Below are 22,503 nucleotides of genomic sequence, written 5' to 3' on the forward strand. Positions count from 1 at the left end.
AGTGGCACGCTGGATACCCGTGTTGTGCGCAGGCAAGCGCACAACTGTGCAGGGTGGCTGCCATCCCTATCCAGTCACCTGCGTCAAAACATCCCTGCGTGGGTGCCCCGGCCAGCCGAAGCCAGCCGGGCCCCACGCCACACACCTGCCTTGTACCGGCCAACCCGGCCACAGCCGGTGGTGACATGCAAGCCAGGTGATTGCCTCAATGCTTGAACGGACTGTATTCCGGCCTGCCGCCACCGCTCCAGCGACCAGAATCTTCGGCCTGCGGGCAGATGGTCAGGTATTCCTGGAAGGACTTGGTGTCGTCCTGCGTCCAGCTCTTGCCGTACGGATTGATCGGCTTGCAGTAGGGCATGAACATGAACTGCCCGGTGTAGTTGGGCATGGGCTTCCAGCAAGGTGCCCTGACATCCTGCCCCTTCGTGCAGAACAGGAACGGGTCACCGGCACGGTAGCTGAGGCCGTTGCCGGACTGCGCTGCCGCGCCGAAGCTGAGCAGCATCAAGGCGATCGAGCCGATCTTGAACATGGTCTTCATGGGATTCCCTCTTCAGCGCATCGCGCCGCTTCCATCTGCTGCGGTGGTGGTCAAGTGAAGCGCCGACAATGCGGCCGTTGCGCCTTGCCGATGCATCCATGCACCGGCAAGGCCGTTCCAATCCCCGCCAGCAGTGGGCCGGCAGGGGTCAACTCAACGCTGCGGATCGTTGCTGGTCTTGGCCGGGTCCTGGCTGGCCTGCTGCGCCTGCTGCACTTGCTGGCCCTGCTGCACCTGCTTGTCCCATTGGTTCTTGAGCGAGGAAGCGTAATCCTCGATCGTCTTCTGGATGCCGGCCACGTCCGCGTTGCGCGCAGCGTTCAACATCCGGTCGACGAAGGACGACTGGCCCTCACCACCCTGCTGCGGGCCATGCGTGGAGGCGGCCCCTGCGCGCAGCTGCTGGTTCATCGCCTCCCGCGACTCCCTGCCAAATGCACCATCCACACCGATGCCGCGATCCTGCTGGAAGCTGCGCAGGGCGTGTTCGGTCTGCGGGCCAAACATGCCACTGCGGGTTTCCAGCGGCTTGCCGTCAGCGCCCTTGTAGCCCAGTTGATTGAGCTGCTCCTGCAAGGCCTTCACCTCGCTGCCAGTGGCGCCGGATCGCAGCACGCCATTGCTTGCTGGCGCAGCACGTGAGGCTTCGCCATTGCCCCGCTCTGCGGCACGCAGCTCCGGCAATGGATCAATCTTGCGACCGTCACGCCACAACTCGAAGTGCAGGTGGGTGTCACCCTTGGCCGGTGTATTGCCGGTGCGCCCCATCGTTCCGATCTGCTCACCGGCCTCCACGCGTGCACCATCGCGCACCGAGAACCGATCCAGGTGGAAGTACTTGGTGACCGAGCCGTCATCGTGGGTGATGCGCACCGTATTGCCTGCCGCCCCGTTGTTCGGCGATACCGTTACCTTGCCGCCGGCGAAAGCAACGATGGGATCACCCACATTACCCTGGATATCGATACCACCATGGGTGCGGCCACCACTGCGTGCGGTACCGAACTCCCCGTGGCCCTCACGCGGCTTGTCGGCACGGTTGATCTGGTCGTTGCCAGGCGTCGGCCAGGCCGTACCACCGTTGCCGCGGGCCTGCGGCTCGGCCGGCTGGTTGCGCTCGCCAGCCGGACGCGCCTGCTGGGCGGTGATGGCTTCGCGGGTACGCTCGTCGGCCTTGCCACTGGGCTCCAGACCGTTGGCCTGCTGGAAGCTCCTGACCGCCTCGGCCGTGCGTTGGCCATAGATGGCACTGTTGGTTTCCAGTGTGCCACCCTGGGCATCGCGGAAGCCCAACTGGTTCAGCGACTCCTGCAGGGCGCGCACGTCATTGCCACGCTCACCGCGCTGCAGCACGCCATCGGCCAGCGGATCACGCTGCCCCGGCAACGCCGCACTTGCGGTGATGCCACGGTCCGGGATCGAGATGGCGGAATACTTGCCGTTCCAGTACTGGGTGAACGAGGTCGCCAGATCGCGGTCATTCATGCCGCGCACCGTGTTGTACGGCTGACCGGTCACCTGCTCGAAATCGCGCGAGCTGATGTTGCCCAGGATGTTGCGGCGGGTGCTGTCCAGCGAAAAATTGCCGGTGGCGATCGCACTCTGGATGGACGCATAGCCTGCAGCACCCTGCTGGTGCGCCAGGTACATGTCCAGGCCATTGGGGTTCTCGGCACCGGACAGGTAAGGCCGACCACTGTGTTCGTGGCGCGACATGATGTCGGTGCGGTTGCGCCCATACAGCGTGGCTGCTGCTTCGGTGTTGGCCGCCGGGTCGAACTCGCGGCCGGTCAGTCCATAGGCCTTGGCGGTGCCGGGAACGAACTGGAACAAGCCCTTCGCGTGGCTGTCCTCGTTGTAGGCATTGGCGTTGAACTTGCCGCCGGTTTCAATATAGGCAAAACGCAGGAAGTCCTCGCGCGGGATGTTGCTGCGCTCAGCCTGGCGTTCGATGATGTCGAGTACAGCGCTTCTGTCGTGTGGATTGGCCATCGTTGGCTCCTCAGGTGAAGTGCGGCCGCGGCGGGCCGCAGGACGTCAACCGGACTCAATCCTTGAGTCATTTACAGAGCGGTCAACTCGAAAGGGATGTCAGGGCTGGTAGCGCCCTTCCTTCGTGTCGAAGGCATAGGTTACCGCATCTTCGGCGCCAAGATCGCGCGTTTTATCGGGGCCTGAAATTTCCTTGCCTGCCAGCGCGATCTTCACATTGGGTAGACCTGCCTGACCAGGCGCTTCGAAGGACAAGGTACCGGTGCTGACAGCACACGGCATGATCTTGTTGTCATCGCAGGCCGCCGTGTTGTCGCTGCCCGCCACCACCGAGCCCAGGTAACCCCAGCTGCGGAAGGACAGGTCATCGACGTTGTCCGGGTCGAACAGGAACAAGGCATACAGGGATTGCGCCACACCATTGTCGAAGCTGCGGGTGGGCAGTGCCAGCAGCAGGCGACCGTCAGCGATTTCCTGCGACAGCGGCTTGCGGGTTTCATCGATCGCATCGGGCTGGTCGTTGTGACCAAACTCGCCGACATAGCCGTCGGTATCCACCTGCGACCAGATCGGCTTGCCTGCCTCCTCCGCCTTCACGAAGGTGGCCTGGGCAATGGCCACGTGGCCGGGCTCCATCATGCCGCCATCGGACTCGGCGCTGTCGTCACCCTCGGTGCTGGTGGCAAAGCCGGTGAAGTACTGGCGTCCCTTCAGCGTGAACGGGTAGCCATACCAGTAGCTCACCATCGCCCCGCTATCAATCTTGTAGCTGACGGCGCCGTCGCCGTCGCGTTGATAGATGACGTAAAGAACGCTGTCGGGGGATGGCGCTTTGAGATCGGTCATGCCTGGGTCCTTTGTCTGATCCGCAGCAGCCGGGACGCCCCCGGCCGCCGCAGCCTGTGCTGCCTCGGTATTGCCTTGTTGACTGCAACCCGCCAATGCCAATGCCAGCAGTACAGCCATCGTCGTCGTTGAATGTTTCATGCAAACTCCTCAAGGCATCGTGAAAACAAATGGCGACAGCGCCAACTGCGGGTCATCCGTAACGCGCCATGTCCTGCTGCTGTGCCTCATGCTGGCGTGCACCTTGCTGCGCCGCTGCTTCACGTTGTGTCAGTACCTGGGCATGCTGGTCGGCGCGCGCCTGCCATTCCTGGCCGGCCTGCGACGCCTGCAGGGCTTCCGTGGCCGCGCGCATGCCATCCGGGCTGCCGCTGCGGGCGGCTTCCAGCAAACGCGCCACGTGGGCCTGTTGCGGGTCTGCTGCCGCGCCACGCGCGTCCAGCATGGCCGCCTTGTCTTCGTTCCCCTTGCCTGGTGCGTCCTGGAACTGGTTGTTGCGCCCTTCGCGCAGCAGTTCCTCGCGTGCCGCCGGCGCGCCTGCCGGATCACGGTCACTGAAGTAATCGACACCGTCGCGTATCCAGCCCACCGGACCGCGCGCACCAATGGTGACCGCGCGCCGCAGCGACTGCACATCACCGCGGTAGTTGTCGATCATCGGCGCGTTGTCCGTGGCGCGCTGCAGCGCCGCTGGATCCTGCAACACAGAAACGTCCGGCTTCCCCTTGCCATCCAGGGGCAGGAAGTTGTGCATGCTGTGCGACCCCATCGAGCGCCCTGCAGCGACAACTGCCAGATCCGGCGTGATCGCGTCCACGAAGCGGTTGTTGAAATAACCCGATTGGTTGAGGACCGACATTTCCTTCTCGGTGGCATAGACACGCACGTCGCCATACTGGGGACTGGCCGCGCTCACCGCATCGTTGGCCATCACATGGTTCAACACCTTGCCGTTCGGGCCAGGCGGGATCTTCAGATCCAGGCTGGCCGCGCCATAGGCGTTGAAGGTTTCGCCACGCAGGTCGAAATGGTGGGCCGACACCTGCGCCAGCGTGCCACCCAGCGAATGCCCGGTAACCGTGACCTGGGGCGCCTCCATGCCAGGCCGTTCACCAATGGTCTTTGAATATTCGAGCGCGCGCCGGGTCAGGGCGATGGCATCTTCGGCCTGCGGGTTGGTGCGCCGGGTGACCATGGAGCCATCGGCGATCACCGCATCCTTCCAGATCTGCTCGGTGCCGCGGTGGGCAACCACGATCTCACCATCACTCAGGCGTTGGTAGATCGTGCCCTGGTAGCCGTTGTCCGGGTTGCTGGCGTGCTCAAGGATCTTGTAATTGCCGCTGGGGGTTCGCTCTTCCTGCGAAGGATCGGCAGGCCCCAATCGGTAATCATCCGAGTAGGAGTCGTTGGCCAGTTCGGCGTAGTCCTGGGAGGTCAGCTTGCTCATGAGGCGATCTCCTTCGCACTGAGCGTGATGCTGAAGAACTCATCGCGCTTGTCGGCAGGTACCTTGTCCAGGCTGGCATCACCCAGATCGCGGAACGCGTCCATCTTCGCGCGCGGGTAGTAGCCGGACCAGAAGTAGCGGGTTTCCTGCCCACCCGCAATCACCTTCTCTGCCGGCAGGCCAAAGATGAAACGCGTATTTGCCTCATCACCCGTCGCCTTCAATACCAGGCGCGCCTCGGCCAGGGCCCAATGGCACACCGCACGGCCGAAGTAATCCTCGTCGACGATTTGATCCAGATAGACGATGCCGGTGTACTCGGCGTCCGAGACCTTCTTCAGCGTGATCGGCTCATTGCTGGTGATGCGCGGAATGGCGCCGGCTACCGGATCGATGTTGCCGCACTCACCGGGGTTCTGGACATCGAACTGCGCCGCTGCGTTGATGAGCTCAAAGCCGCCAGGAGCATTGGCAAGCGTCATCCGGATCTCGTAGGCCTTGGTCGGGTTGCTGTTGAGCTTGCGCTGCGGGGCAACGGCTGCAGCGGCTTGGGGAGATGCATTCATGGGAGCTTCGCTTCTGTTCTGCCTGTTGTTGCAGGCGGCGACGGGAACCAACACGGCGCAGGCCAGACCGGCCAAAGCCAACCGCGGGAAAAAGTTACGGGGTGCAATATCAATACTTGGCATGAAAGGAGTTCCGTGTAGCGGACAGATGTTGGCTGCGCGGCGCGACCGTCCCGCATGTAGCCAGATGAAACGAAGACCGGGCACACCCCTTGCCTGGCTTCGTGCACAAATCGATTGAGGCGCTACCGCGGTGCGGAGCAGAAAGCACCGGACACAAACCAACCTCGCCGGAACCGGATTCCGTCGAGCGGGTTGCAGCATGATTGTGGGGTGACAGGTTGTTCTCTGGCATATCCATACGCAGCGTCATCGTGTGGTCGATGCAAACGCAGGCAGCACACCGGCTACCCTTCCTTAATCGCGCACACCCCTTGCGCGACCCTGGCAATCTTGACTGGCAAGCACCCGACAGGCGACGTGACCAGCACATGCCAAAACTAACATCCCATCGCAAGAAGTTGAACCCTTGCGTTGATGTAGTCGTTACTCCTCACGCGACCCTAACAAGCAAGATGCAACGAAGCCTCTGCAAGCGTACATAGCGGCCAACTGAGCGGCGCAGCGGGAAGCGTTCACGTCCATCCATCCCAAAGGCGTTGAAGGGTCGCAGCGCTCTGCTCCTACCTGTCGCATCTACAGAACACAATCACCGACCAGCAATGGCGCAGCCTTCCTGGATAATGGCGCAGCCCTGGCCGCACTCCTTCAACGCGTCCCGGCGCAGCTTCCTCATCCCTCGATTTCCGGTGGCCACACCGGTTGTCACGGGATGACCACCAGCGACATCGACTACTGCGATATCTGAAGCTATCGCCATGCAAGCGTTATTGAAGACCCCCAATATCTCGCAACCAACGGCACCCTTCGCTTCACACGAATGCATGGCGAAGTCGGTAGCCTCCTGCTCGCTCTGGGCCTCCAGGGTCCATCCCATCAGCCCGCGATTGCCGACTGCAACAGCCCCCCACCCCGCAACACTACGGCCGCGCACGGTGTCACCAACACCGTGTGCGGGGAGGTAAACGCTGTTGTAGGCGGCTGATCCGGGCTGTTGGGCCTGCACTGCCTGCGCCCACATGGCGCCGACAGCCACGACAACCATGGAAGCAACGCGGGTCAACTTCAAGTCCTGCCTCCTCTACTGCCCCACTCAATTCCTGAAATGTCGATTGGAGTTACAACAGCAGCCGCGCCGTCTCGTTCACGTTGGAAGTTGCCATTGCTACCCGGACATTCAAGGCAAGGCGCAGCCTTCAAGGACAATGTTGCAGTCCCTTCCGCATTCCCGGAGCGCTCTTTTCTTCAGTTTCTCGACGTTTCCGGCACCCGTTTTCCAGTACCAGTTTTCAGGACCGGAGGCGACCGCGGCGCACTGATCACCAAAGGTGAACTCGAGCCCGCAGTCCTCCCCTCCGACCTGACGGCACGCAGCCACCGCTTTGTCCACAGCGTCCTGCTCGGACGTACCGTCCACGGTCCAGCCCACGACTGAATGCCGACCGGATGCAAACGCACCCCAACGGCGCGCGTCGTAGCGCTGGGTATCACCGACACCATGCGCTGGAAGATAGACGGAGTTGTATGCCGCCGATCCCGGCTGCTGCGCGTATGCCGCACCCATGGATAGAAACAGAGCACCACCAATCAAAGCCAACGACAATAGTGATCTCATTGTTCTCTCCTGTTCCGTTCCGACCATGGGTGCCCAACAGCAAACGTCATCAGGCAAACCGTATTACTTCTTCCTGCTCGACTGATCGCGCACAACTTCCTGCTTGAAGTCCGACGTCTGGCCGGTGCTGTTGCGGCCCACGTTGCCGAAGCTGGAGTTGGCGACGAACTGACCCAGGGTGCCATTGAAGAACATGGCGGCCATCGGGGGCGTCATCACCATCAATACGGACATCAGCAATCCTATTCCGCCCTGCTGGATAGCAGCTGAATTCAACCCGGCCCCATAGCCCAGCGATCCCACCTGGCTGGAGGCGATATAGGCCCCAACCCAGGCTACGGCAGTAACCGCAACCAGCTTGGTGGATACCGAGACCATGAACGACAGCACGGCCATCGAGAACATGGTACCGATGCCGTACAGCAGCCAGCGCTTGAACAGGTCCTTGGTCTGATCGAACAACAGGCACAGGATGAAGATCGGCCCGAAGCCGATGAACAGAACCAATGCCAGCTTGTACAACAACAGCAGCGCACCCCCTATGACGGAAGGCCCGGCAATGCCGATGCCGGTCAAGCTGACCACCTTGCGTTGGTCGGCGGCGTTCTCTTCACTGCTCTTGACGGGCAATGCATCCATCAACGCGAAGATCAGGCCCATGACCTTCAGGTTCTTGTCGATGGCCTTCTCCACGTCGCCGTCGTCACCCGCCACCACCTGATGGATGGCCTTGGGCATGTCGTCGGACAGGAAGTTGGTGAGATTGTTGCCGGCAAATGACATCGAGCTGGCTGCCAGCACGATCAGGAACGCCCTCAGCGAGCCGACCACCAGGCCCATCAACGACTCACGGCTGCGCCCGGTAACAATCATGAACCCCTGCGACAACACCCACAGCGTCAGCAAGGTCAGCGCGGTACCACTGACCCAGCGCATGCTGCGGCCGAGCATGGCCGCCTGGAACGCATCAACCTCACTGTTGATGAGCTCGAAGATCGTCGAGAAGAACGCCCATTGGATGAACGGGCTGAGATCAAAACCACCCATGAAACCACTCCTAATCCCTTAAGTGGACGGCAGGCTCGGCAAGCCGACACTACCACTGCCTTTCAGCGCATTGCGGGTCAAGGCCGACTGCGAATTGCGGATATGCGCAACGCGTGCCTGATAGGCCGCCATATAGGTCTGGTAACGATCACGATCGTTGTCCATCAACGCCGTCAACGCCAGCACTTCGTTGGTGTTGTACTGGATGTTGGCGTAGTCGTTGGCGCCCAGTGAGCGACGGCGATCTTCCAGCTGCTTGAGCCGATCATAGTTCTGCTTGGCGCGTTCAAACATGCGCAACGAGAACCGGTACTGGGCCAGCTCGGTATTGGCCAGATCCGTGCACAGCGCCTGCTGCTGTTGCCCAAGCGGTGTTGCCGCACCGCTGGAACACAGCTGCGCCATGGTCAGCGGCGTCGCCGTCGGGTTGGTCTTGTTCAAGGCCTCGGTGCCGGTCGGCTCTACAATCATTTCCGGGGTGCTGCCATTGCGCTGCTGGATCTGCAGCTTGCGGTTCAGGTCGTTCAACCGGCCAGTGACCGTACCGTCATTGCCGATGCGATCCTGCACCTTGCGGATTTCCTGCTGGGTCTTCCTGTCATTGACCTCCCACGCAGCCATGGCCACGCCGGTGCCAAGCAGCGCAGTCATCGCGATGCTGATTGCCACCCAGCGGTTGGCCTTGGGGGCGGCCAGCGCGGTACCGAATGTACGCGCCCATGCCTGGCTGAAAGTCGGCTTCGCGGTGCCTCGACGCGGTTGCTGGGTTTTCATGATCCACCTCTACTAGTCTTGAATAGCGTTGATTTTCAAAGGGGCAGGCGCCTCAGCGCACAGCCGCCCGTCTGCCATCGCCCGACTCGGATCGCTGCCTTGATCCGCGCCCCGAACCCTTACGATTCTCGTAGAACTCCTGCAGCCACTGCTCCGGACTCAACTCACCCACTTCCACACCAAAATGCTCTGCCTGCTGGTGAACGATGCGGTCCATGACTTCGATGTTGTCGGTACTGGCGGAGATGACGGCCAAGGCGTCGTCCATGCCACGCAGGTTGAGCTGGCACACGGTGGAGCCGTGACCCTGCTTGACCAGGAAGCTGCGTGAACGCTCGTCCAGGTTGGACACCACCTCGAACTCGGCCTCGGTCAGTTTCAGGCCTTCCATGTAGTCTTCGCGCGAAGCACTGGGGTTTGGCAGCAGGATCAGGGTGGCGGTCTGCTCGATCAGGGCCGCGGAGATATCGCTGGCCAGCGCATCCTCGGGGCTCTGCGTTGCAAAGATGCCAAGGCCATTCTGCTTTCGGATGGTCTTCTGCTTGTTCTTGGCGAAGTCTTTCAGCGCACCGCCGCCGTCCAGGATCTTCCAGAACTCGTCCATCACGTAGATCAGCGGCCGCCCATCAATCAACTCCTCCAGACGGTGCAGCAGGTAGTTGATCACCGGCACCCGCACCTCGGCATTGTCGATCACGTCGGTGTAATCGAAGCCGATGATGTTGGCCTTCTCCAGGTCGATCACGTCCACCGGGTTGTCGAACACCCACCCCAGGGTGTTGCCAGCGGTCCACTTGCGCAGCCGCGCGAACAGCCCGTCATCGCCCATGTTGGGCAGGCTCTTCTGGAAATTGGTCATCGAACGCAGGTGCATGGGCATGTCCAGCATGCTCTCCACCGCGCGGAAGATGTCCTCGTCCTCGCGCGCCGTATAGCTGGTCTTTGCTGCCAGCACCTTGATCAGGTTGCCCAGGAACTGCACGTTGGCATCGGTGCGTTCGCACTGGAACGGGTTGAAGCCGGTGGGCTGGCCATTGTCCAGCGCCAGGTAGTTGCCACCGCAGGCACGCACGAAGATCTCCGCGCCGCGGTCCTTGTCGAAGAAGAAGATGGTCGGCGAGGGCTTGTACTTCTGCACCTGGCTGAGCAGGAAGTTGATCAGCGCGGTCTTGCCGGTACCGGACTTGCCGATGACCATCGTATTGCCGATCGCCTTCTCACCCAGCGAATTCTCCGCCGGGTGGGTGGCATGGAAATTGAAATAGTACGGCTGGCCGTTGGTGGTCTGAAGTACCGTCAGGCACTCACCCCACGGATTGTTGTCGCGTTTGCCGGTGGCGAAGTTGTGCAGCGGCGACAGGCCCAGGAAGTTCAGCGAACTGACATTGGCAAGCCGCGTGCGGTACTTCCAGTTGGCCGGCAGCTGCGAATAGAACGATGCGCATACCGCCAGGTCCTCCTTGACCGAAACAAACCCGGCATTGGACAGCTCGGCGCGGGTGGTGGCCACGTTCTGCGACAACGTGCGCTGGTCCTCGGCATACAGCGCCATCATGAAATGGTACTCGCCCAGCACGAAGTTGCCCGAGGCGACCTGGTCCATTGCATGGTCCATCTCGGCGATCTGGCTCACCGCCTTGTCGCCGGAGGAGATCATCATGCCCTTGGTGCGGTCCAGCACCTTGAGCGCGTCCTGGCGCCCCATCGGACTGAACGAATGCGTTATCACGTACTCGAAATCCAGGTACTTCAGCCCGTTGAGGATGCCCGGGTAGGTACCGTCGGTGTATTCCTTGATGTTGAGGATGGCGCCGTAATGGTTCTGCCCGCCCGGGGCGTTGATGACGAAATCGCCCGACTTGGCCGAGAACATGTGCCGCGATACCGGCAGGTAGTCATATACCGGTGCCCGCAGTACCGGCACCGGCTCGTCAATGCGGTTGAGCAGGTAGCCGAAGAAGCTCAGCACCTCGGAGAACACCACGCCATTGTCCGCCTCATACATGCCCAGCAGGGTCGGCGCGTAGTCCTTCAGCACCGCCTCCACGTTGCCGGCCAGCTCGGTGATCTTGCCGATGGCCTGGTCCTGCTCGGCCTGCAGCCGTTCGATGTTGGCCGATTTCTCCACGAACTTCTTGCCGGTGACGATGGGCCTGTAGATCATCGTCATGAACAACTCGTTGCGCATGATCTTCTGCGTCGACAGGCGCTCGAAGTACTCATCCGACAACTGCTGGTTGAACACGTGCTGGTAGTGGCTCTTCAGATCCTCCCGGCCACGGCGCCGGACGTCGTGGACCCAGAATGCAACGTTCACGAAATCCGGCGCCCGCAGCGTCTGCAGCATGCGGTTGAAGGTGTTGTGGCGATGTTCCAGCTCCCACTCCTCGCGCCCGACGAACGGCAAGCCGTCCAACCGCCAGGTAATCAGGAAGTCACCCCCGGTCGTCTTCACCACGTGCGGAGACACGTGGGAAGACAACGGGATGAACTCGGCAATGGAGGTATCGGGCGACAACATGGGGCTTATTCCGAGGAGGGGTTTTCGAGCGTCTTGCGGTAGTTGTTGGGCGTGAACACCCACATCCCGTTATGGTGCTTGACGTTGCGGATCTTGCTGCGGAACTGCCAGCGCAGCCCCAGCAGGCGGAACACCATCTCGTCCCGCCTGGCCATCTGCCGCATGATCAGGACCACGATCGGCAGAAGGAACAGGAAGAACATGTCGAAATAGAACGTCAACAGCAGGCACGTGCCGGCCGCGATCGTGAAGGGCATGTAAGGCACCCCCAGGAACATGGCCGGCCGCGTGCAACCGCGGAAGAGCGCATTCTTATGCATAGTGCAGCAGTTCGCTGATCACCATGGTGGTCTTGGTCACGTCCGCCGGCAGCAGCATCTTGGCGATCTGGGCAGCAGCACCGATCAGGAAGCCGCCGATCAGGACCGGTGCCACGTCGCCGATGCGCTTGTGGTTGAAGGCGATCTGGTAGCCGGCAAAGATCACCGCGATGGTCACGATGGCGATCGAGGCGATGTTCAGCAGGCTGTTGATGTTGTTGAAGAAGCTGTTGACGCGGGTGGTGGCACCGGTCACGTCCTGCGCCATCACCATGGCCGGCATTGCCAGCATCGAAACGGCGGCGAGGGCGGCGCTGACTTTGGCACCGGCGTTACGGATGAGCTGGTTGGTCTGGTTCTTCATGGGGAGCCTCTACTGGTTGGTTTGAAGGGGAACAACGCGTATTGCATGGCCGTGAGGCCGGTTACAGCGATGAAGCTAGAAAACAAATGCAGCGTCCCGCTGCGGCGCCGCAGCCGCGGGTGCCGCCTGAGGTTGCATCTGCGCCGGCGCCGCGCCATCTGGCGGCAGCGTAGCGGCGGCATTGCTTGCCGGCCGTGAAGCAGTACGCGCGCCCATCGGCTGCACCACCACCGGCGCGTCATCGGCAGGCACCGCCGGTGCGGCCGCCTGCGGATTCATCGGTGCCTGCGGCATCTGCTGGGGTTGCGCACCCGGCGCCCCCGTCATGGCCGGGGCCTGCTGCATCGGCGGATAGCCCGCCGGAATGACTCCGGCACGTGACAACGCGGCCTCCTCGATACGGCGCAGTACCAGCCCGGCAGCAGTAGGCAGGGGCTTCATCTCCACCCGCACCGGGCCCGGATTGGCGGTGCCATTCGGCGCTGCCGGCCGCGTGCGTATGACCGGAATGGCAGTCGCCACACTTCCAGCACCAGCGGCATTGCGCCAGGACGTCACCACCTTCTGCACATAGCCGTGGCGGAAGCCCGTGGTGAAGTTGCCCGAGTAGTAGCAGCTGAACGCCTTGCCCCAGTCCTGGCCCGAGCGGCCGTAGCATTCGGCCAGGATGCGTGCGCCAGCCTGCAGGTTCGGGCAGACGTCGAACGCACGCTCGTAGTTGCTTAGCCCATGGCGGGCAAGGTTGTAACGGTTGACCTGGGCAATACCCAGCGAAAAGTTGTAGCCCTCGCGCTCCAGCATGCGGGTGGTCGACAGCGCCTCGCCCAGACTGCGTGGCTGCCGCGCCAAGCGGCCACCCACCACGCCGATGGCGTAGGGATTGAACGAGGATTCCACCTTGGCCACGTGGTGCATGACCTCGGCTGGCACGGCAAGGTCCGTGCAGGCTGCCATCTCAATACCTGGAAGCATGCTCCCTCCTTTCATCACGTGCGCGCCTGCACGCGCTGATGCGGACCGCTGTGTCCACGGCACCCCGAACCAATGCAAGCGTGTTCATCAGGCCATCCCCCGCATCGGATCGAAATCGATACCGGTGATGTAGCGGCGACCGGCATGTGCCTTGATATGGACAACGATATCGATCGTCATCTTCAGCAGGTGCTTGATCACCTCGAATTCAAGCCCCGAGCCTTCTGCTGACGCCTTCACCATCAACGCCAGCTGGTCCCAGGTCTGCGTGGTGCTGCCGGCATGGCAGCTGGTGATGGAGCCCGGGTGACCAGAGGCGCAGTTGCGGATGAAGTAGAACGACTCATCACCACGCAGCTCGGCCAGGATGATGCGGTCCGGCTTCATGCGCAGGCAGGCCTCCATGCACGACTTCGCGCTGATGTTGCTCGCGCTCTGGCCGCCCTTGGAGTACAGCAGATGCACCACGTTGGGCTGCTGCAGGAACAGCTCGCGCGCGTCCTCGATGGTCACCAGCCGTTCCTGGTCGGAGATATGGTTGACCAGCGATTTCATGAAGGTGGTCTTGCCGCTACCGGTTGCCCCGGAGACCACGATGTTCTTGTGGTACTGCACGGCCTTCTTGAAGAAGTTCGCGTAGTCGCGCTGGGCACGCAGCTCGGTAAGTTCGCGGTCGTGCTCGCTCAGCGTCGGCGCCTGCTCCAGGATCTCGTTGAAGAAGCCGTCTTCCTCGTACTGCTCCAGCGACTTGCCGAACCGGGCCGGCAAACGGATGGTGATGGACACCTTGCCCGAATCACAGGCCGGCGGGATGACGAACTGCGCACGCTGACCGGTGGGGAACGTGAGCGAAACCATGGGATCGGCATCGGTGATGCGCTGCCCGGTATTGCTCTCGTTGACTACCGCCGTGCAGAACTGGCGGGCGCGTTCAAAGGTAAGCGACGGCACCTGCTCGCGCCGCCAGCCGGACCTTGTTTCCAGGTACAACTCACCCGGACGGTTGATGCAGATCTCGGTGACATCACTGGAATGCATGTGATCGCCGATACCCAGAATACCGTACTGGTATTCCAGGAAATCGTTGGACACGCGAGCGATGGCGGACTCTGCATTCATGCGGCTACAGGCTCAGCGGATCACGGCGGAAAAGTCGACATCGCGGGCGACGTAGACGTTGACGATGGTGCCCTGGTTGATGGTCACGGTCGGCGGACGGCTCATGTTGCGCTCCATCGCCAGGTTGGCCATGCGCTCCATGGTGCGGGCGGTAGCGCTTTCATACGGGTTCTGCACGACCGCGCCATTGACGATGGAGGTCTCCTTCGGCCCGTTCTCGGCCGCGGCGTACTTGAACGCATCGGCCAGGATGCTGATCAGCAGCGACGAGGCGATGCGCTGGCCCCAATGGGCACTGTAGTGGCCCGCATTGCCGGCCGAACCCAGCATGTCCACGCCGGGACTGCGCATGTTGATATCCAACCCGGTCGGGGTGGTGATGCGGTCCCAGACAATGGCCACGCGGTCGCCGATGATGCCGTCGGCACCATACGCCCCCTGCACCTTGGAGCCGCGCGGCAACAGCAGGCGTTTGCCATCCACCGAATACACCGGCTCGGTAACGATGCACGAGGTGTAACCCGGGAAATCCGAGATTACGCGCGCCTGCAGCACGCAACGGATGTAGGTACCACGCAACAGCAGCGTGCTGGGCTTGTACAGCGGCTGCGCACTGGTCGGACCATCGGCAGGCGCACCGGCACCACCCGCACCCGCGGCCTGCGCCATGCCGGGCATCAGGCCGGCCGCAGCCGGGCCACCGGACGAGTCACCGGCTTCGCCGTTGGCGTCAAGCATGCGCCGTTCCAGCAGCGTCATTTCGCGCGGCTGCATCGAATCCATGCCGGGCATCATCGAGCCATGCTGGCTGTCATCCACCACCGGCAGCGGCGGCAGTTCCTCCATCGGCGGCGCCTGTACCACCGGCTGCGCGGGTGGCAGCTCCGGCAGATCACGCGGCGCGGCAGGGATCACCACCTGTTCGCTGGGCTGCCTGACCTGCGCTTGCTCACCGGACGAAAGACCGCCGGAGAAGATCCACGCCGCCAGCGCGGCCAAGGCGATCACGATAGCCGCCAGGAACACCAGCGCCTTGCGGTTGAGACGCTGCACGTCATCGGCACGCAGGTACGGCGCCTCGCCGTCCAACCCAGGGTCGGTGGCGTAGTCGCGGCGCACATACGGATTGGCTGCCGGCTGCGGCTGCGCCTGCGGTGCCGGATCCGGCACGGCTTGGTCGTTGGGGGGTATCTGGTTCACTGCTCCGGTCTCCTGCGCAGGCCGATCGCGTTGTCGCCGTGACGTACGACAAGGTAGGCGTAGGTGCCATGCACCACGATGGTGTCGCCCTCGACGGTTGAGTTGACGATGAACTCGTCGCCGGAGCGGCTGTCCCTTGCAAACACCGCCGGGAAGTTGCCACTGGGGAAACGGGTGCGGTCCCCCATGCGGATATAGGTGAAGCGACGGTCGTCATAGACCGCAGCCGGCACCAACCAGGTTGGCCGGCGCTTCTTGTAGGTGTAGTCGTAGCCGTAGTAGTAATCGCGCCCCGGGACCACTGCGGTACTCAGTTCCGCGGCGGGTTCCTCGTCGGCCTTGTTCTCCGCGGCGAACTTGGTGTCTGCCGGATAGGAGAAGCGCACCTTGTACTGCACGCCGGACGCTTTCGCCTGGTCCAGCGCACGCCAGTTGGTGGCCACCACCTTCAGTTCGAAGATGTAGGAATGCGCCGCCGTGCGCACCATCAGGTTGGTGTCCACGTCCACATTCTTCGGCTTCAGGTAGAACACGTTGTCGCGGCGACTGATATCCCAGCCACCACTGAAGCCGCTGCTGTAATCGAGCACCTCTTCATGCGGACTCAGTTCGATCTGGGTGGTGATGCCCAGCCCGGTACGAATCTGATAGATCTTGTCCGGCGCATAGTCGTATTGCTCGACTACCTGCGCGGCTGCCGGTAACGCCAAGCCCGCCATCATCAGCAGAGCAAGGCCGCGGCGCAGCAACTTCTGCAGCGGTCTACTCATCGTTCAACTCCCCGTTGTGCATTCGTGGCACCGGCCTGTTGTTCGGCCGGAAGCGGCGGCATTACCCCCGTGTTCGGATCAATCCCCGGCGCTGCGCCCGGCGCACCGGGTGCGGGCGCACCCGGATAGCCAGCCTGGCCGGCGGCAGGCGCGGCACCTGCCGGATAGGCCGGCTGCGCGACAGGCGCGGGTGCTGGCGGCGCCTGGAACACCGCCGGCGGCGGCGGCGCCTGTGCGAAATCGTTGTCCACGCGGTAATTGGTCACCCGGAACCCCAGCGGGTTGAGCAGGCGGTCCTCGTCGTTCAGGCGCAGATCCGGGTCGTACCTGAATTCCATGGTGGCAATCTTGTTGTCCAGGGGCTCGGACACGCCGCGGCCCTTTTCATACACGCTGCGCTGGAAACGCACGGTCGCACCGCTGGGCACGCCCCCTTGCCCGCCACCAACCAGCACGATGCTGAGAATGCGCACGTTGAGTGATTTCTCCGCCCCATACAGGCGGTAAGGGCGTTCCGGGTTGGTCTCCGAATGCAGCGACATGTACGCCGGTGCCACCGCCGGACCAGCCATCGACAACGTCGTGCGCCAGTTACGCTGGCCGATCAGGCCGGAGTCGTAGGACTCACGCGACATGATGAACTGGGCCACGTTGCTCTTGTTGACGGCCTCTTCCGCCGTCACCGCACGCTCACCAAAATTTCCAACCAGGCGTGCCACCGATGCAGTGCCCGTATAGGGATCAGCCATCACCAGGTACGGCACCTTTTCCTTCAGCGGCAGGAACAGCAGGTAGCCGCCTGCCAGCAACAGGGCCATCAGGATCGCGCACCAGGCCACTGCCCACGCCCGCTTCTCGCTGCGCTTTGCCTGGTCCGCCAACGACACTTCGAAGCTCACGCCCTGCGACACCGCCCGATCGATCTCGGGTGAATTCGTCTTCTTCTTGCCGAACATGCGCAGTGCTTCCTTACTTGTCGGCCGTGTCGACGGTGGAGCCGGCTGCCTGGCCCGCGCTGCCGTCCGTGCTGGTTGCGGCAACGCTGACGATGATCTGCTGGCGCTCCACCACCACCAGCACCCCTTGCGCGGCATAGGCCGCAGACAATGCTGCAGCAGCCTCGGCGATGCTGATTGTATGGATATCGGCTACCGGGCCATACAACGTGTAGTCGTTGGGATGCAGGTAGGACAAGGTCAGGCCGGAGTCCTTGGCCCAGCGGGTAAGCATGCCTTTGAGCGTGCCATCCACGGGCGCAGCCTGGTACAGATAGGACGAATGCAGCGGAATGGCCTGCGGCGCTTCGGCCATGCGATTGACCGGCATCCACTTGCCAGTGGGCTCGGTTGGCTTGGGTGCGCCGCAGCCCGTCAACAAGGCGATGCCCCCCATGAAACCTACGAACAACGTGTTGCGGATCGGCATAGTGAAGCTCACGAAGTCACCATCGAGAAAGTTTCGACCGCAGCAGAACGCTGCAAGAGTCTCTGCACCTGGGAGCAGGGAATATCTCGCCGGATAGGCAACCTACGCGACACAGCCAGGGCACTCGAACGCGAGCACGCACCTGCAACTGTCAATGTGCGGACAGACCGCCGTCTGCTACCCGCTCCCCGTGAGAGACGAACCATTCAAATTCCATTTAATCGTGACGCATGCACGGAACGTTCACTTCACACGCCCGCCTTCCATCACATTCGGGCGGAGCATAGACACGCAAATGTTTGCGTGTTGTGAAGCAGCAATTCACACAAATGTGTGATGCACGTTCTGCGCACTTGCATGATCAACACGCGTATCAGAACAACGATTTCAACTTGATGACAGTGATGAAACCACTTCAAAACAAGCTGAATTCCCCAATCCGCGCACTTAACATGCAGTCTTCACCGCCCCCCCGGGACACTGCAGTATGCAAGCGTCCGACTACACAAGATCGCTGCACGGGGCGAAGCATACACACAGTCTTCACTGATTGATGTGAAGAAAAAAGTTAAACGACATCACTTCACCACTGCATGTTTGATTCTGGCAACATGCGCCTCTCGCCCGGCGGGGGCGTGCAGTCAAAAGGTGTGACATGGAGCAATCAAAGATGGAGGAGTTCATCGCAAACGCCGCGTTGCTTGCGGGGCACCTGACGCAGCAATGCGACAAGGTGGTTGCGGAACAGAAGTCATCCACCGCCGAATTGCAACGCGCAGCCACCGAGCTTGGACAAGGTGTCAGCGCGGGCAAGGCAGAGCTTGCGCAGACTGCGCGGGCCGCCATACGTGAAGCGCTTTCGCAGGAAATTCCTGCGGCGGTTGAAGCACTCGGCGACAGTGGCGATCGCCTTCGCGCAATTGCGGACCAGCTGCAACGCGAACAGTTGGCCGCAGCATCGGGCATTCGCGCACTGGCCTGGAAAGCACTGGTCGCCATGCTGGTTGCCGCCGTTGCAATCGTTGGCGGCACCGCTTACGTCGCCTCCAACAATCTGCAGCGTGCAGAGAACGCCAAGCTGGAAGCACAGGTGATGGAGGCCCTGCAACAAGTGCACATCACCGCGTGTGATGGCAAACCCTGCGTCAAGCTCAGCGAGGGGCAGCAGCGCTGGCAGCGCAACGACGACTACATCCTGGTTGATACCAGTGCACGTGCGGGCACGGCAAAGTAATGCTCGCACCTGCTCTCACAACATCACGCCCTGTCGCGCGACCTGAAGCCCTCCGCAACTGACTTGCGTACATCCAAGTCGAAGGAATCGCCTTGAGCAACAACTACCGGATCCTGATCGCAGTAATCTCCGCCGTGGCGCTGACCATCGCCGCCATCTACCTGGCAGGCTTCCTCACCCTGACCTTCCTCGGTCTGGACACGAGCGCGAGTGGATTTGGCACGTACTACCAGTACTTCAAGAATCTGAATCACCCGCAGGTCATGCCGTATGCCGGGCGTATCAAGCTGGCAGGTGGCATCGCTGCGGGCCTGATGGTGCTGGTATGGGCATCGATCGCGGTGATGCTGTACAAGCTGCGCAGCCACCGCAACATCCATGGCCGCGCGCGTTTTGCCGGCATGGTGGACCTGGCCAATACCGGGCTGCTCAAGCACAAAGACGACGGCATCGTGCTGGGTCAGATGAACGGCAAACTGCTGCGTCTGTCCGGGCAGCAGTTCGTCATCCTTGCCGCCCCAACCCGTTCGGGCAAAGGCGTGGGCGTGGTGATCCCCAACCTACTGGACTACCGCGAGTCGGCCGTGGTGCTGGACATCAAACAGGAAAACTTCGACCTGACCTCGGGCTGGCGCAAGTCCATCGGCCATGAGATCTACCTGTTCAACCCCTTCGCCGAAGATCGCCGTTCACACCGCTGGAACCCGATGACCTATGTGTCCAGCGACCCATCCTTCCGCGTGTCGGACCTGCAGTCGATCTCGGCCATGCTTTACCCGGATGGCGACGACAAGGACAAGTTCTGGACCAGCCAGGCGCGCAATGCCTTCCTGGCCTTCACCCTGTACCTGTTCGAACAGGCCGATGCCCTGCCTGGCTCACCAAAGCCCACCCTGGGCGAGGTGCTGCGCTTGTCCTCCGGCGATGGCACCGAGCTGAAGCCCTACCTGCAGAAACTGGCAGAGGCCTCGTTCCTGAGTGCACAGGCGCGTACCGCCTTCGCAGGCTTGCTGTCGCAGGCCGATGTCACCTTCGCCTCGATCATCGGCTCGTTCCGCGAGCCGCTCAATCCCTGGCTCAACCCGGTACTGGATGCGGCAACCAGCGGCGACGACTTCCGCCTGGATGATGTCCGCCGCAAGCGCATGACCATCTATGTTGGCATCCAGCCCAACAAGCTGGCTGAAAGCCGGCTGATCGTGAACCTCTTCTTCAGCCAGCTCATCAACGTCAACACCAAGACGCTGCCGCAGAACGACAAGAGCCTGAAGCATCAATGCCTGTTGCTGATGGACGAGTTCACCTCCATCGGCCGGGTCGACATCATCGCCAAGGCCGTTGCGTACATGGCCGGCTACAACCTGCGCCTGCTGCCCATCGTGCAGTCGATGGCGCAGCTGGATGCGGTGTACGGCAAGGAGCTGTCGCGCACCATCATCACCAACCACGCACTGCAGATCATCTACGCACCACGCGAGCAGCAGGACGCCAACGACTACTCGGAGATGCTGGGCTTCACCACCGTACGCCGTCGTGCGCGCACCCACTCGCATGGGCAGAACCGATCAATCTCCGACAACGAAGTGCTGGAGAAACGCGCCTTGATGTTGCCGCAGGAGCTGAAGGCGATGGGGCCGGAGAAGGAAATCGTGCTGTACGAAGGCCTGGCCCACCCGGTGCTGTGCCGCAAGATCCGCTATTACAAAGACGGCTATTTCACCAAGCGCTTGCTGCCCAAGGTTGAGGTCAGGCAGCTGACGCTGGGGTGAGGCCATACGGGACGCGGCCTTGGACCGCCCCCATGTACTGACATTCGATGCCGTGCTACCCAACCTGCCGGCGGGCAGTAGCATGAGCTTCAAGGTGCAGTGCGAGGTCAAGTGACTGTCACGGGGTGCTCGCAGCCCCGTCAGTTCATCCAGGCCCTGCGCTCGCTCTGCGCAGCGCCAATGTGTAGGTGATGGCATACAACGTCGTAACCGACAAGGGCACGCTGATGGTGCGCAGTATCTCCGGCGTGCCCGCCAGCCAATGGATGCTACCCAACAGGCTCACCGATACGCAGGCTGCCGCCAGCGGTGGCAACCACAGACCGGCGCGACCAGGCCAACGCTTGGACAAGGCTTCCAGCATGCGCTTGAGGAACAACGTGATCAGCGCAGACAGCAGCCCTTGCACCAACCCGGCAATCAGCGGTCGCGGCATTGGATGCGCCATATTGGCCACAGCGGCCCAGCTTCCCATTGCCAGGAAGGCAACCGCCATGTGCACGGCGCTGCTGCGACTTGCGGCTTGAATATTCCGGCTCACTTGCTGATTCCGCTCCTGGCGGGTGAAGGTGGTTGATGCAGGCCCCGCTGGAAACAATTATCGCAGTGAGCCCTCCGCCACAGCGTGTAGTGCGCACAAGGCGCTGGACACCGATACCGCTCCAACAGCCGCCGGCATCGTGCTCAACCAGCCGGGGCATCCAAGCCCAGGAACACACGCATGCGCGCCAGCTCCGCATCCACGGCATCCGTGAATGGCTTTCCCGCCGGCCTGCGCCCGGATACATAGTGCAGCTGTGCATCCAGCGCGCCTGCCACCACCGCAACGTTGCCCCAGCCGATCACCCGTTCCTGCCACAACAGCGGCAACGCGTAGTACCCCAACTTGCGCTTGGCAGGCGGCGTGTAGGCCTCGAAGCGATAGGCCCAGCCCCAGAACAACGCGAAGCGGCGACGATCCCACACCACCGGGTCAAACGGCGTCAGCAACCGTATCGCTTCATCCACTTTCCAGCGTTTGCTGTCGGCGCGCTCGTCCGCTGGCCACAGCCATTCAATGCCCTCTACCCGTGCCCGCTGCAGACGTTGCCGCGCCCGTACAAGTGCCGCCTTGCGCGCGTCCTTCCACTGCGGCACGCCGCCGCCCAGATAGGCTACCAACTGCCCCAGACTGGCATCGGGCAGGGGCGCGTACTTGTTCACGATCAGATCAATCAATGCATCCAGGCGTGCAGCCACCTCCCCCGGCGGCAACACCGCATCGGCCTCACCGCCCGCCTCATGCACGGCATACACGCGGGTGCCGCCTTCGCGCCGCGCCACCCGCAGCAGGCCGCGATAGTGCATGCCATCAAGCAATTCGGTGCTGGCACGGGACGAGCCGCCAAACCAATTGGTGGTGCGGCCATGTGCAAAGTGCGCATCCACCTCGCGCGGGTGCACCACTCCGCGCTCGGCAACGAATGCCCGCACCGCGTGCGCCTGCTGCCAACGTTCCGGTGACCACTGCAACCGCGCTTGGCGGGGATGCATCAGCGCATGATGCGCTTTCGGCAGGAAACCGTAGTTGACGAAGTAATCCTCTTCCAGCGGCAAGCGTGGATAGCGCCGTTCAAGCTCGCCGGCGGTGTAGCCCAGCACCCGGTGCCGCAAGGTCAGATCCTGCGCCCGCGCCGGTGCGCGGATGGGGTCTGCCTGCACAAACCCCAGCTTCCCGATGGCACGCATCAAGGTGGTCGGCTTGAACAGCGACCGGGCGATGGCGTAGCGGCGGAGGTGGTCAAGGGTGAGCGGCATTTAGAAGAGAATCGCGGGTCACTGCCAATTGAACAACAACCATCGCAATCAGACCATA

Annotated in this window: 22 protein-coding genes; 2 read left to right on the top strand and 20 right to left on the bottom strand. The window is 62.2% G+C overall.

What is annotated here, in order from left to right:
• Nucleotides 1-205: 205 nt before the first annotated feature.
• From B2527_RS03235 to B2527_RS03320, 18 genes are all read right to left on the bottom strand, one after another.
• Nucleotides 206-544 carry a hypothetical protein gene (locus B2527_RS03235; RefSeq protein WP_293706104.1) on the bottom strand — a complete coding sequence of 113 codons (339 nt, stop codon included), beginning with the start codon at nt 542-544 and terminating at the stop codon, nt 206-208.
• A 153-nt stretch (nt 545-697) separates the two neighbouring features.
• The gene (locus B2527_RS03240) at nt 698-2,536 is read right to left on the bottom strand and encodes a peptidoglycan-binding protein (RefSeq protein ID WP_293706105.1); all 1,839 of its coding nucleotides are present in this window, start codon (nt 2,534-2,536) and stop codon (nt 698-700) included.
• Between the two features lie 99 nt (nt 2,537-2,635).
• Nucleotides 2,636-3,382, bottom strand: a complete 747-nt coding sequence (locus tag B2527_RS03245) for a hypothetical protein (protein WP_293706106.1) — start codon at nt 3,380-3,382, stop codon at nt 2,636-2,638.
• A gap of 193 nt (nt 3,383-3,575) precedes the next feature.
• Nucleotides 3,576-4,832 carry a lipase gene (locus tag B2527_RS03250; RefSeq protein ID WP_293706107.1) on the bottom strand — a complete coding sequence of 419 codons (1,257 nt, stop codon included), beginning with the start codon at nt 4,830-4,832 and terminating at the stop codon, nt 3,576-3,578.
• The gene (locus B2527_RS03255) at nt 4,829-5,398 is read right to left on the bottom strand and encodes a hypothetical protein (protein ID WP_293706108.1); all 570 of its coding nucleotides are present in this window, start codon (nt 5,396-5,398) and stop codon (nt 4,829-4,831) included. The genes B2527_RS03250 and B2527_RS03255 overlap by 4 nt, the downstream gene beginning before the upstream one ends.
• Nucleotides 5,399-6,107: 709 nt before the next feature.
• Nucleotides 6,108-6,587, bottom strand: coding sequence for a DUF4189 domain-containing protein (locus B2527_RS03260; protein WP_293706109.1), 480 nt, complete (start codon nt 6,585-6,587; stop codon nt 6,108-6,110).
• A gap of 108 nt (nt 6,588-6,695) precedes the next feature.
• Nucleotides 6,696-7,133, bottom strand: a complete 438-nt coding sequence (locus tag B2527_RS03265; RefSeq protein ID WP_293706110.1) for a DUF4189 domain-containing protein — start codon at nt 7,131-7,133, stop codon at nt 6,696-6,698.
• Between the two features lie 63 nt (nt 7,134-7,196).
• Nucleotides 7,197-8,180, bottom strand: a complete 984-nt coding sequence (locus tag B2527_RS03270) for a type IV secretion system protein (protein ID WP_293706111.1) — start codon at nt 8,178-8,180, stop codon at nt 7,197-7,199.
• Between the two features lie 18 nt (nt 8,181-8,198).
• Nucleotides 8,199-8,954, bottom strand: coding sequence for a hypothetical protein (locus tag B2527_RS03275; RefSeq protein ID WP_293706112.1), 756 nt, complete (start codon nt 8,952-8,954; stop codon nt 8,199-8,201).
• Nucleotides 8,955-9,006: 52 nt separating this feature from the next.
• Nucleotides 9,007-11,475 carry a VirB4 family type IV secretion/conjugal transfer ATPase gene (locus B2527_RS03280; protein WP_293706113.1) on the bottom strand — a complete coding sequence of 823 codons (2,469 nt, stop codon included), beginning with the start codon at nt 11,473-11,475 and terminating at the stop codon, nt 9,007-9,009.
• A 5-nt stretch (nt 11,476-11,480) separates the two neighbouring features.
• The gene (locus B2527_RS03285) at nt 11,481-11,795 is read right to left on the bottom strand and encodes a type IV secretion system protein VirB3 (protein ID WP_293706114.1); all 315 of its coding nucleotides are present in this window, start codon (nt 11,793-11,795) and stop codon (nt 11,481-11,483) included.
• On the bottom strand, nt 11,788-12,159 hold the full coding sequence (locus B2527_RS03290) for a TrbC/VirB2 family protein (RefSeq protein ID WP_293706115.1): 372 nt from the start codon (nt 12,157-12,159) through the stop codon (nt 11,788-11,790). The genes B2527_RS03285 and B2527_RS03290 overlap by 8 nt, the downstream gene beginning before the upstream one ends.
• 75 nt (nt 12,160-12,234) lie before the next feature.
• Complete coding sequence (locus tag B2527_RS03295) at nt 12,235-13,131, bottom strand: lytic transglycosylase domain-containing protein (protein ID WP_293706116.1); 897 nt, start codon at nt 13,129-13,131, stop codon at nt 12,235-12,237.
• A gap of 87 nt (nt 13,132-13,218) precedes the next feature.
• Nucleotides 13,219-14,250, bottom strand: a complete 1,032-nt coding sequence (gene virB11 / locus B2527_RS03300) for a P-type DNA transfer ATPase VirB11 (RefSeq protein ID WP_293706117.1) — start codon at nt 14,248-14,250, stop codon at nt 13,219-13,221.
• Between the two features lie 12 nt (nt 14,251-14,262).
• Nucleotides 14,263-15,450, bottom strand: coding sequence for a TrbI/VirB10 family protein (locus B2527_RS03305; RefSeq protein WP_293706118.1), 1,188 nt, complete (start codon nt 15,448-15,450; stop codon nt 14,263-14,265).
• A complete protein-coding gene (locus B2527_RS03310; protein WP_414716981.1) occupies nt 15,447-16,220 on the bottom strand; it encodes a TrbG/VirB9 family P-type conjugative transfer protein in 774 nt (257 codons plus the stop codon). Before B2527_RS03310 ends, B2527_RS03305 begins: the two co-directional genes overlap by 4 nt.
• Nucleotides 16,217-17,176 (bottom strand): virB8 family protein, encoded by a 960-nt coding sequence (locus tag B2527_RS03315; RefSeq protein WP_293706119.1) that lies wholly within the window; start codon nt 17,174-17,176, stop codon nt 16,217-16,219. Before B2527_RS03315 ends, B2527_RS03310 begins: the two co-directional genes overlap by 4 nt.
• Nucleotides 17,177-17,189: 13 nt before the next feature.
• Nucleotides 17,190-17,657 (bottom strand): hypothetical protein, encoded by a 468-nt coding sequence (locus B2527_RS03320; RefSeq protein WP_293706120.1) that lies wholly within the window; start codon nt 17,655-17,657, stop codon nt 17,190-17,192.
• Nucleotides 17,658-18,300: 643 nt separating this feature from the next.
• Here B2527_RS03320 and B2527_RS03325 point away from each other — a divergent pair.
• Together B2527_RS03325 and B2527_RS03330 are read left to right on the top strand one after the other, a co-directional pair.
• Nucleotides 18,301-18,879 (top strand): hypothetical protein, encoded by a 579-nt coding sequence (locus tag B2527_RS03325; RefSeq protein WP_293706121.1) that lies wholly within the window; start codon nt 18,301-18,303, stop codon nt 18,877-18,879.
• A 464-nt stretch (nt 18,880-19,343) separates the two neighbouring features.
• Nucleotides 19,344-20,648, top strand: coding sequence for a type IV secretory system conjugative DNA transfer family protein (locus tag B2527_RS03330; protein ID WP_414716984.1), 1,305 nt, complete (start codon nt 19,344-19,346; stop codon nt 20,646-20,648).
• A 145-nt stretch (nt 20,649-20,793) separates the two neighbouring features.
• Here the strand turns inward: B2527_RS03330 and B2527_RS03335 are convergent, their stop codons facing one another.
• Together B2527_RS03335 and B2527_RS03340 are read right to left on the bottom strand one after the other, a co-directional pair.
• A complete protein-coding gene (locus tag B2527_RS03335; RefSeq protein WP_293706122.1) occupies nt 20,794-21,084 on the bottom strand; it encodes a hypothetical protein in 291 nt (96 codons plus the stop codon).
• A 248-nt stretch (nt 21,085-21,332) separates the two neighbouring features.
• Nucleotides 21,333-22,445 carry a DNA glycosylase AlkZ-like family protein gene (locus tag B2527_RS03340; RefSeq protein WP_293706123.1) on the bottom strand — a complete coding sequence of 371 codons (1,113 nt, stop codon included), beginning with the start codon at nt 22,443-22,445 and terminating at the stop codon, nt 21,333-21,335.
• Nucleotides 22,446-22,503 lie beyond the last annotated feature (58 nt).

Source organism: Stenotrophomonas sp. UBA7606 (assembly GCF_002477705.1).
GTDB lineage: Bacteria > Pseudomonadota > Gammaproteobacteria > Xanthomonadales > Xanthomonadaceae > Stenotrophomonas.

What these genes read in the sequence shown, in the direction of transcription:
- B2527_RS03280 (WP_293706113.1), bottom strand. Translation starts at nt 11,475, where the DNA reads ATGTTGTCGCCCGATACCTCCATTGCCGAGTTCATCCCGTTGTCTTCC.
- B2527_RS03310 (WP_414716981.1), bottom strand. Translation starts at nt 16,220, where the DNA reads ATGAGTAGACCGCTGCAGAAGTTGCTGCGCCGCGGCCTTGCTCTGCTG.
- virB11 (WP_293706117.1), bottom strand. Translation starts at nt 14,250, where the DNA reads ATGAATGCAGAGTCCGCCATCGCTCGCGTGTCCAACGATTTCCTGGAA.
- B2527_RS03330 (WP_414716984.1), top strand. Translation starts at nt 19,344, where the DNA reads ATGAACGGCAAACTGCTGCGTCTGTCCGGGCAGCAGTTCGTCATCCTT.
- B2527_RS03245 (WP_293706106.1), bottom strand. Translation starts at nt 3,382, where the DNA reads ATGACCGATCTCAAAGCGCCATCCCCCGACAGCGTTCTTTACGTCATC.
- B2527_RS03265 (WP_293706110.1), bottom strand. Translation starts at nt 7,133, where the DNA reads ATGAGATCACTATTGTCGTTGGCTTTGATTGGTGGTGCTCTGTTTCTA.
- B2527_RS03255 (WP_293706108.1), bottom strand. Translation starts at nt 5,398, where the DNA reads ATGAATGCATCTCCCCAAGCCGCTGCAGCCGTTGCCCCGCAGCGCAAG.
- B2527_RS03295 (WP_293706116.1), bottom strand. Translation starts at nt 13,131, where the DNA reads ATGCTTCCAGGTATTGAGATGGCAGCCTGCACGGACCTTGCCGTGCCA.
- B2527_RS03270 (WP_293706111.1), bottom strand. Translation starts at nt 8,180, where the DNA reads ATGGGTGGTTTTGATCTCAGCCCGTTCATCCAATGGGCGTTCTTCTCG.
- B2527_RS03240 (WP_293706105.1), bottom strand. Translation starts at nt 2,536, where the DNA reads ATGGCCAATCCACACGACAGAAGCGCTGTACTCGACATCATCGAACGC.
- B2527_RS03325 (WP_293706121.1), top strand. Translation starts at nt 18,301, where the DNA reads ATGGAGCAATCAAAGATGGAGGAGTTCATCGCAAACGCCGCGTTGCTT.
- B2527_RS03290 (WP_293706115.1), bottom strand. Translation starts at nt 12,159, where the DNA reads ATGAAGAACCAGACCAACCAGCTCATCCGTAACGCCGGTGCCAAAGTC.
- B2527_RS03250 (WP_293706107.1), bottom strand. Translation starts at nt 4,832, where the DNA reads ATGAGCAAGCTGACCTCCCAGGACTACGCCGAACTGGCCAACGACTCC.
- B2527_RS03335 (WP_293706122.1), bottom strand. Translation starts at nt 21,084, where the DNA reads ATGCCGCGACCGCTGATTGCCGGGTTGGTGCAAGGGCTGCTGTCTGCG.
- B2527_RS03285 (WP_293706114.1), bottom strand. Translation starts at nt 11,795, where the DNA reads ATGCATAAGAATGCGCTCTTCCGCGGTTGCACGCGGCCGGCCATGTTC.
- B2527_RS03315 (WP_293706119.1), bottom strand. Translation starts at nt 17,176, where the DNA reads ATGTTCGGCAAGAAGAAGACGAATTCACCCGAGATCGATCGGGCGGTG.
- B2527_RS03275 (WP_293706112.1), bottom strand. Translation starts at nt 8,954, where the DNA reads ATGAAAACCCAGCAACCGCGTCGAGGCACCGCGAAGCCGACTTTCAGC.
- B2527_RS03235 (WP_293706104.1), bottom strand. Translation starts at nt 544, where the DNA reads ATGAAGACCATGTTCAAGATCGGCTCGATCGCCTTGATGCTGCTCAGC.
- B2527_RS03340 (WP_293706123.1), bottom strand. Translation starts at nt 22,445, where the DNA reads ATGCCGCTCACCCTTGACCACCTCCGCCGCTACGCCATCGCCCGGTCG.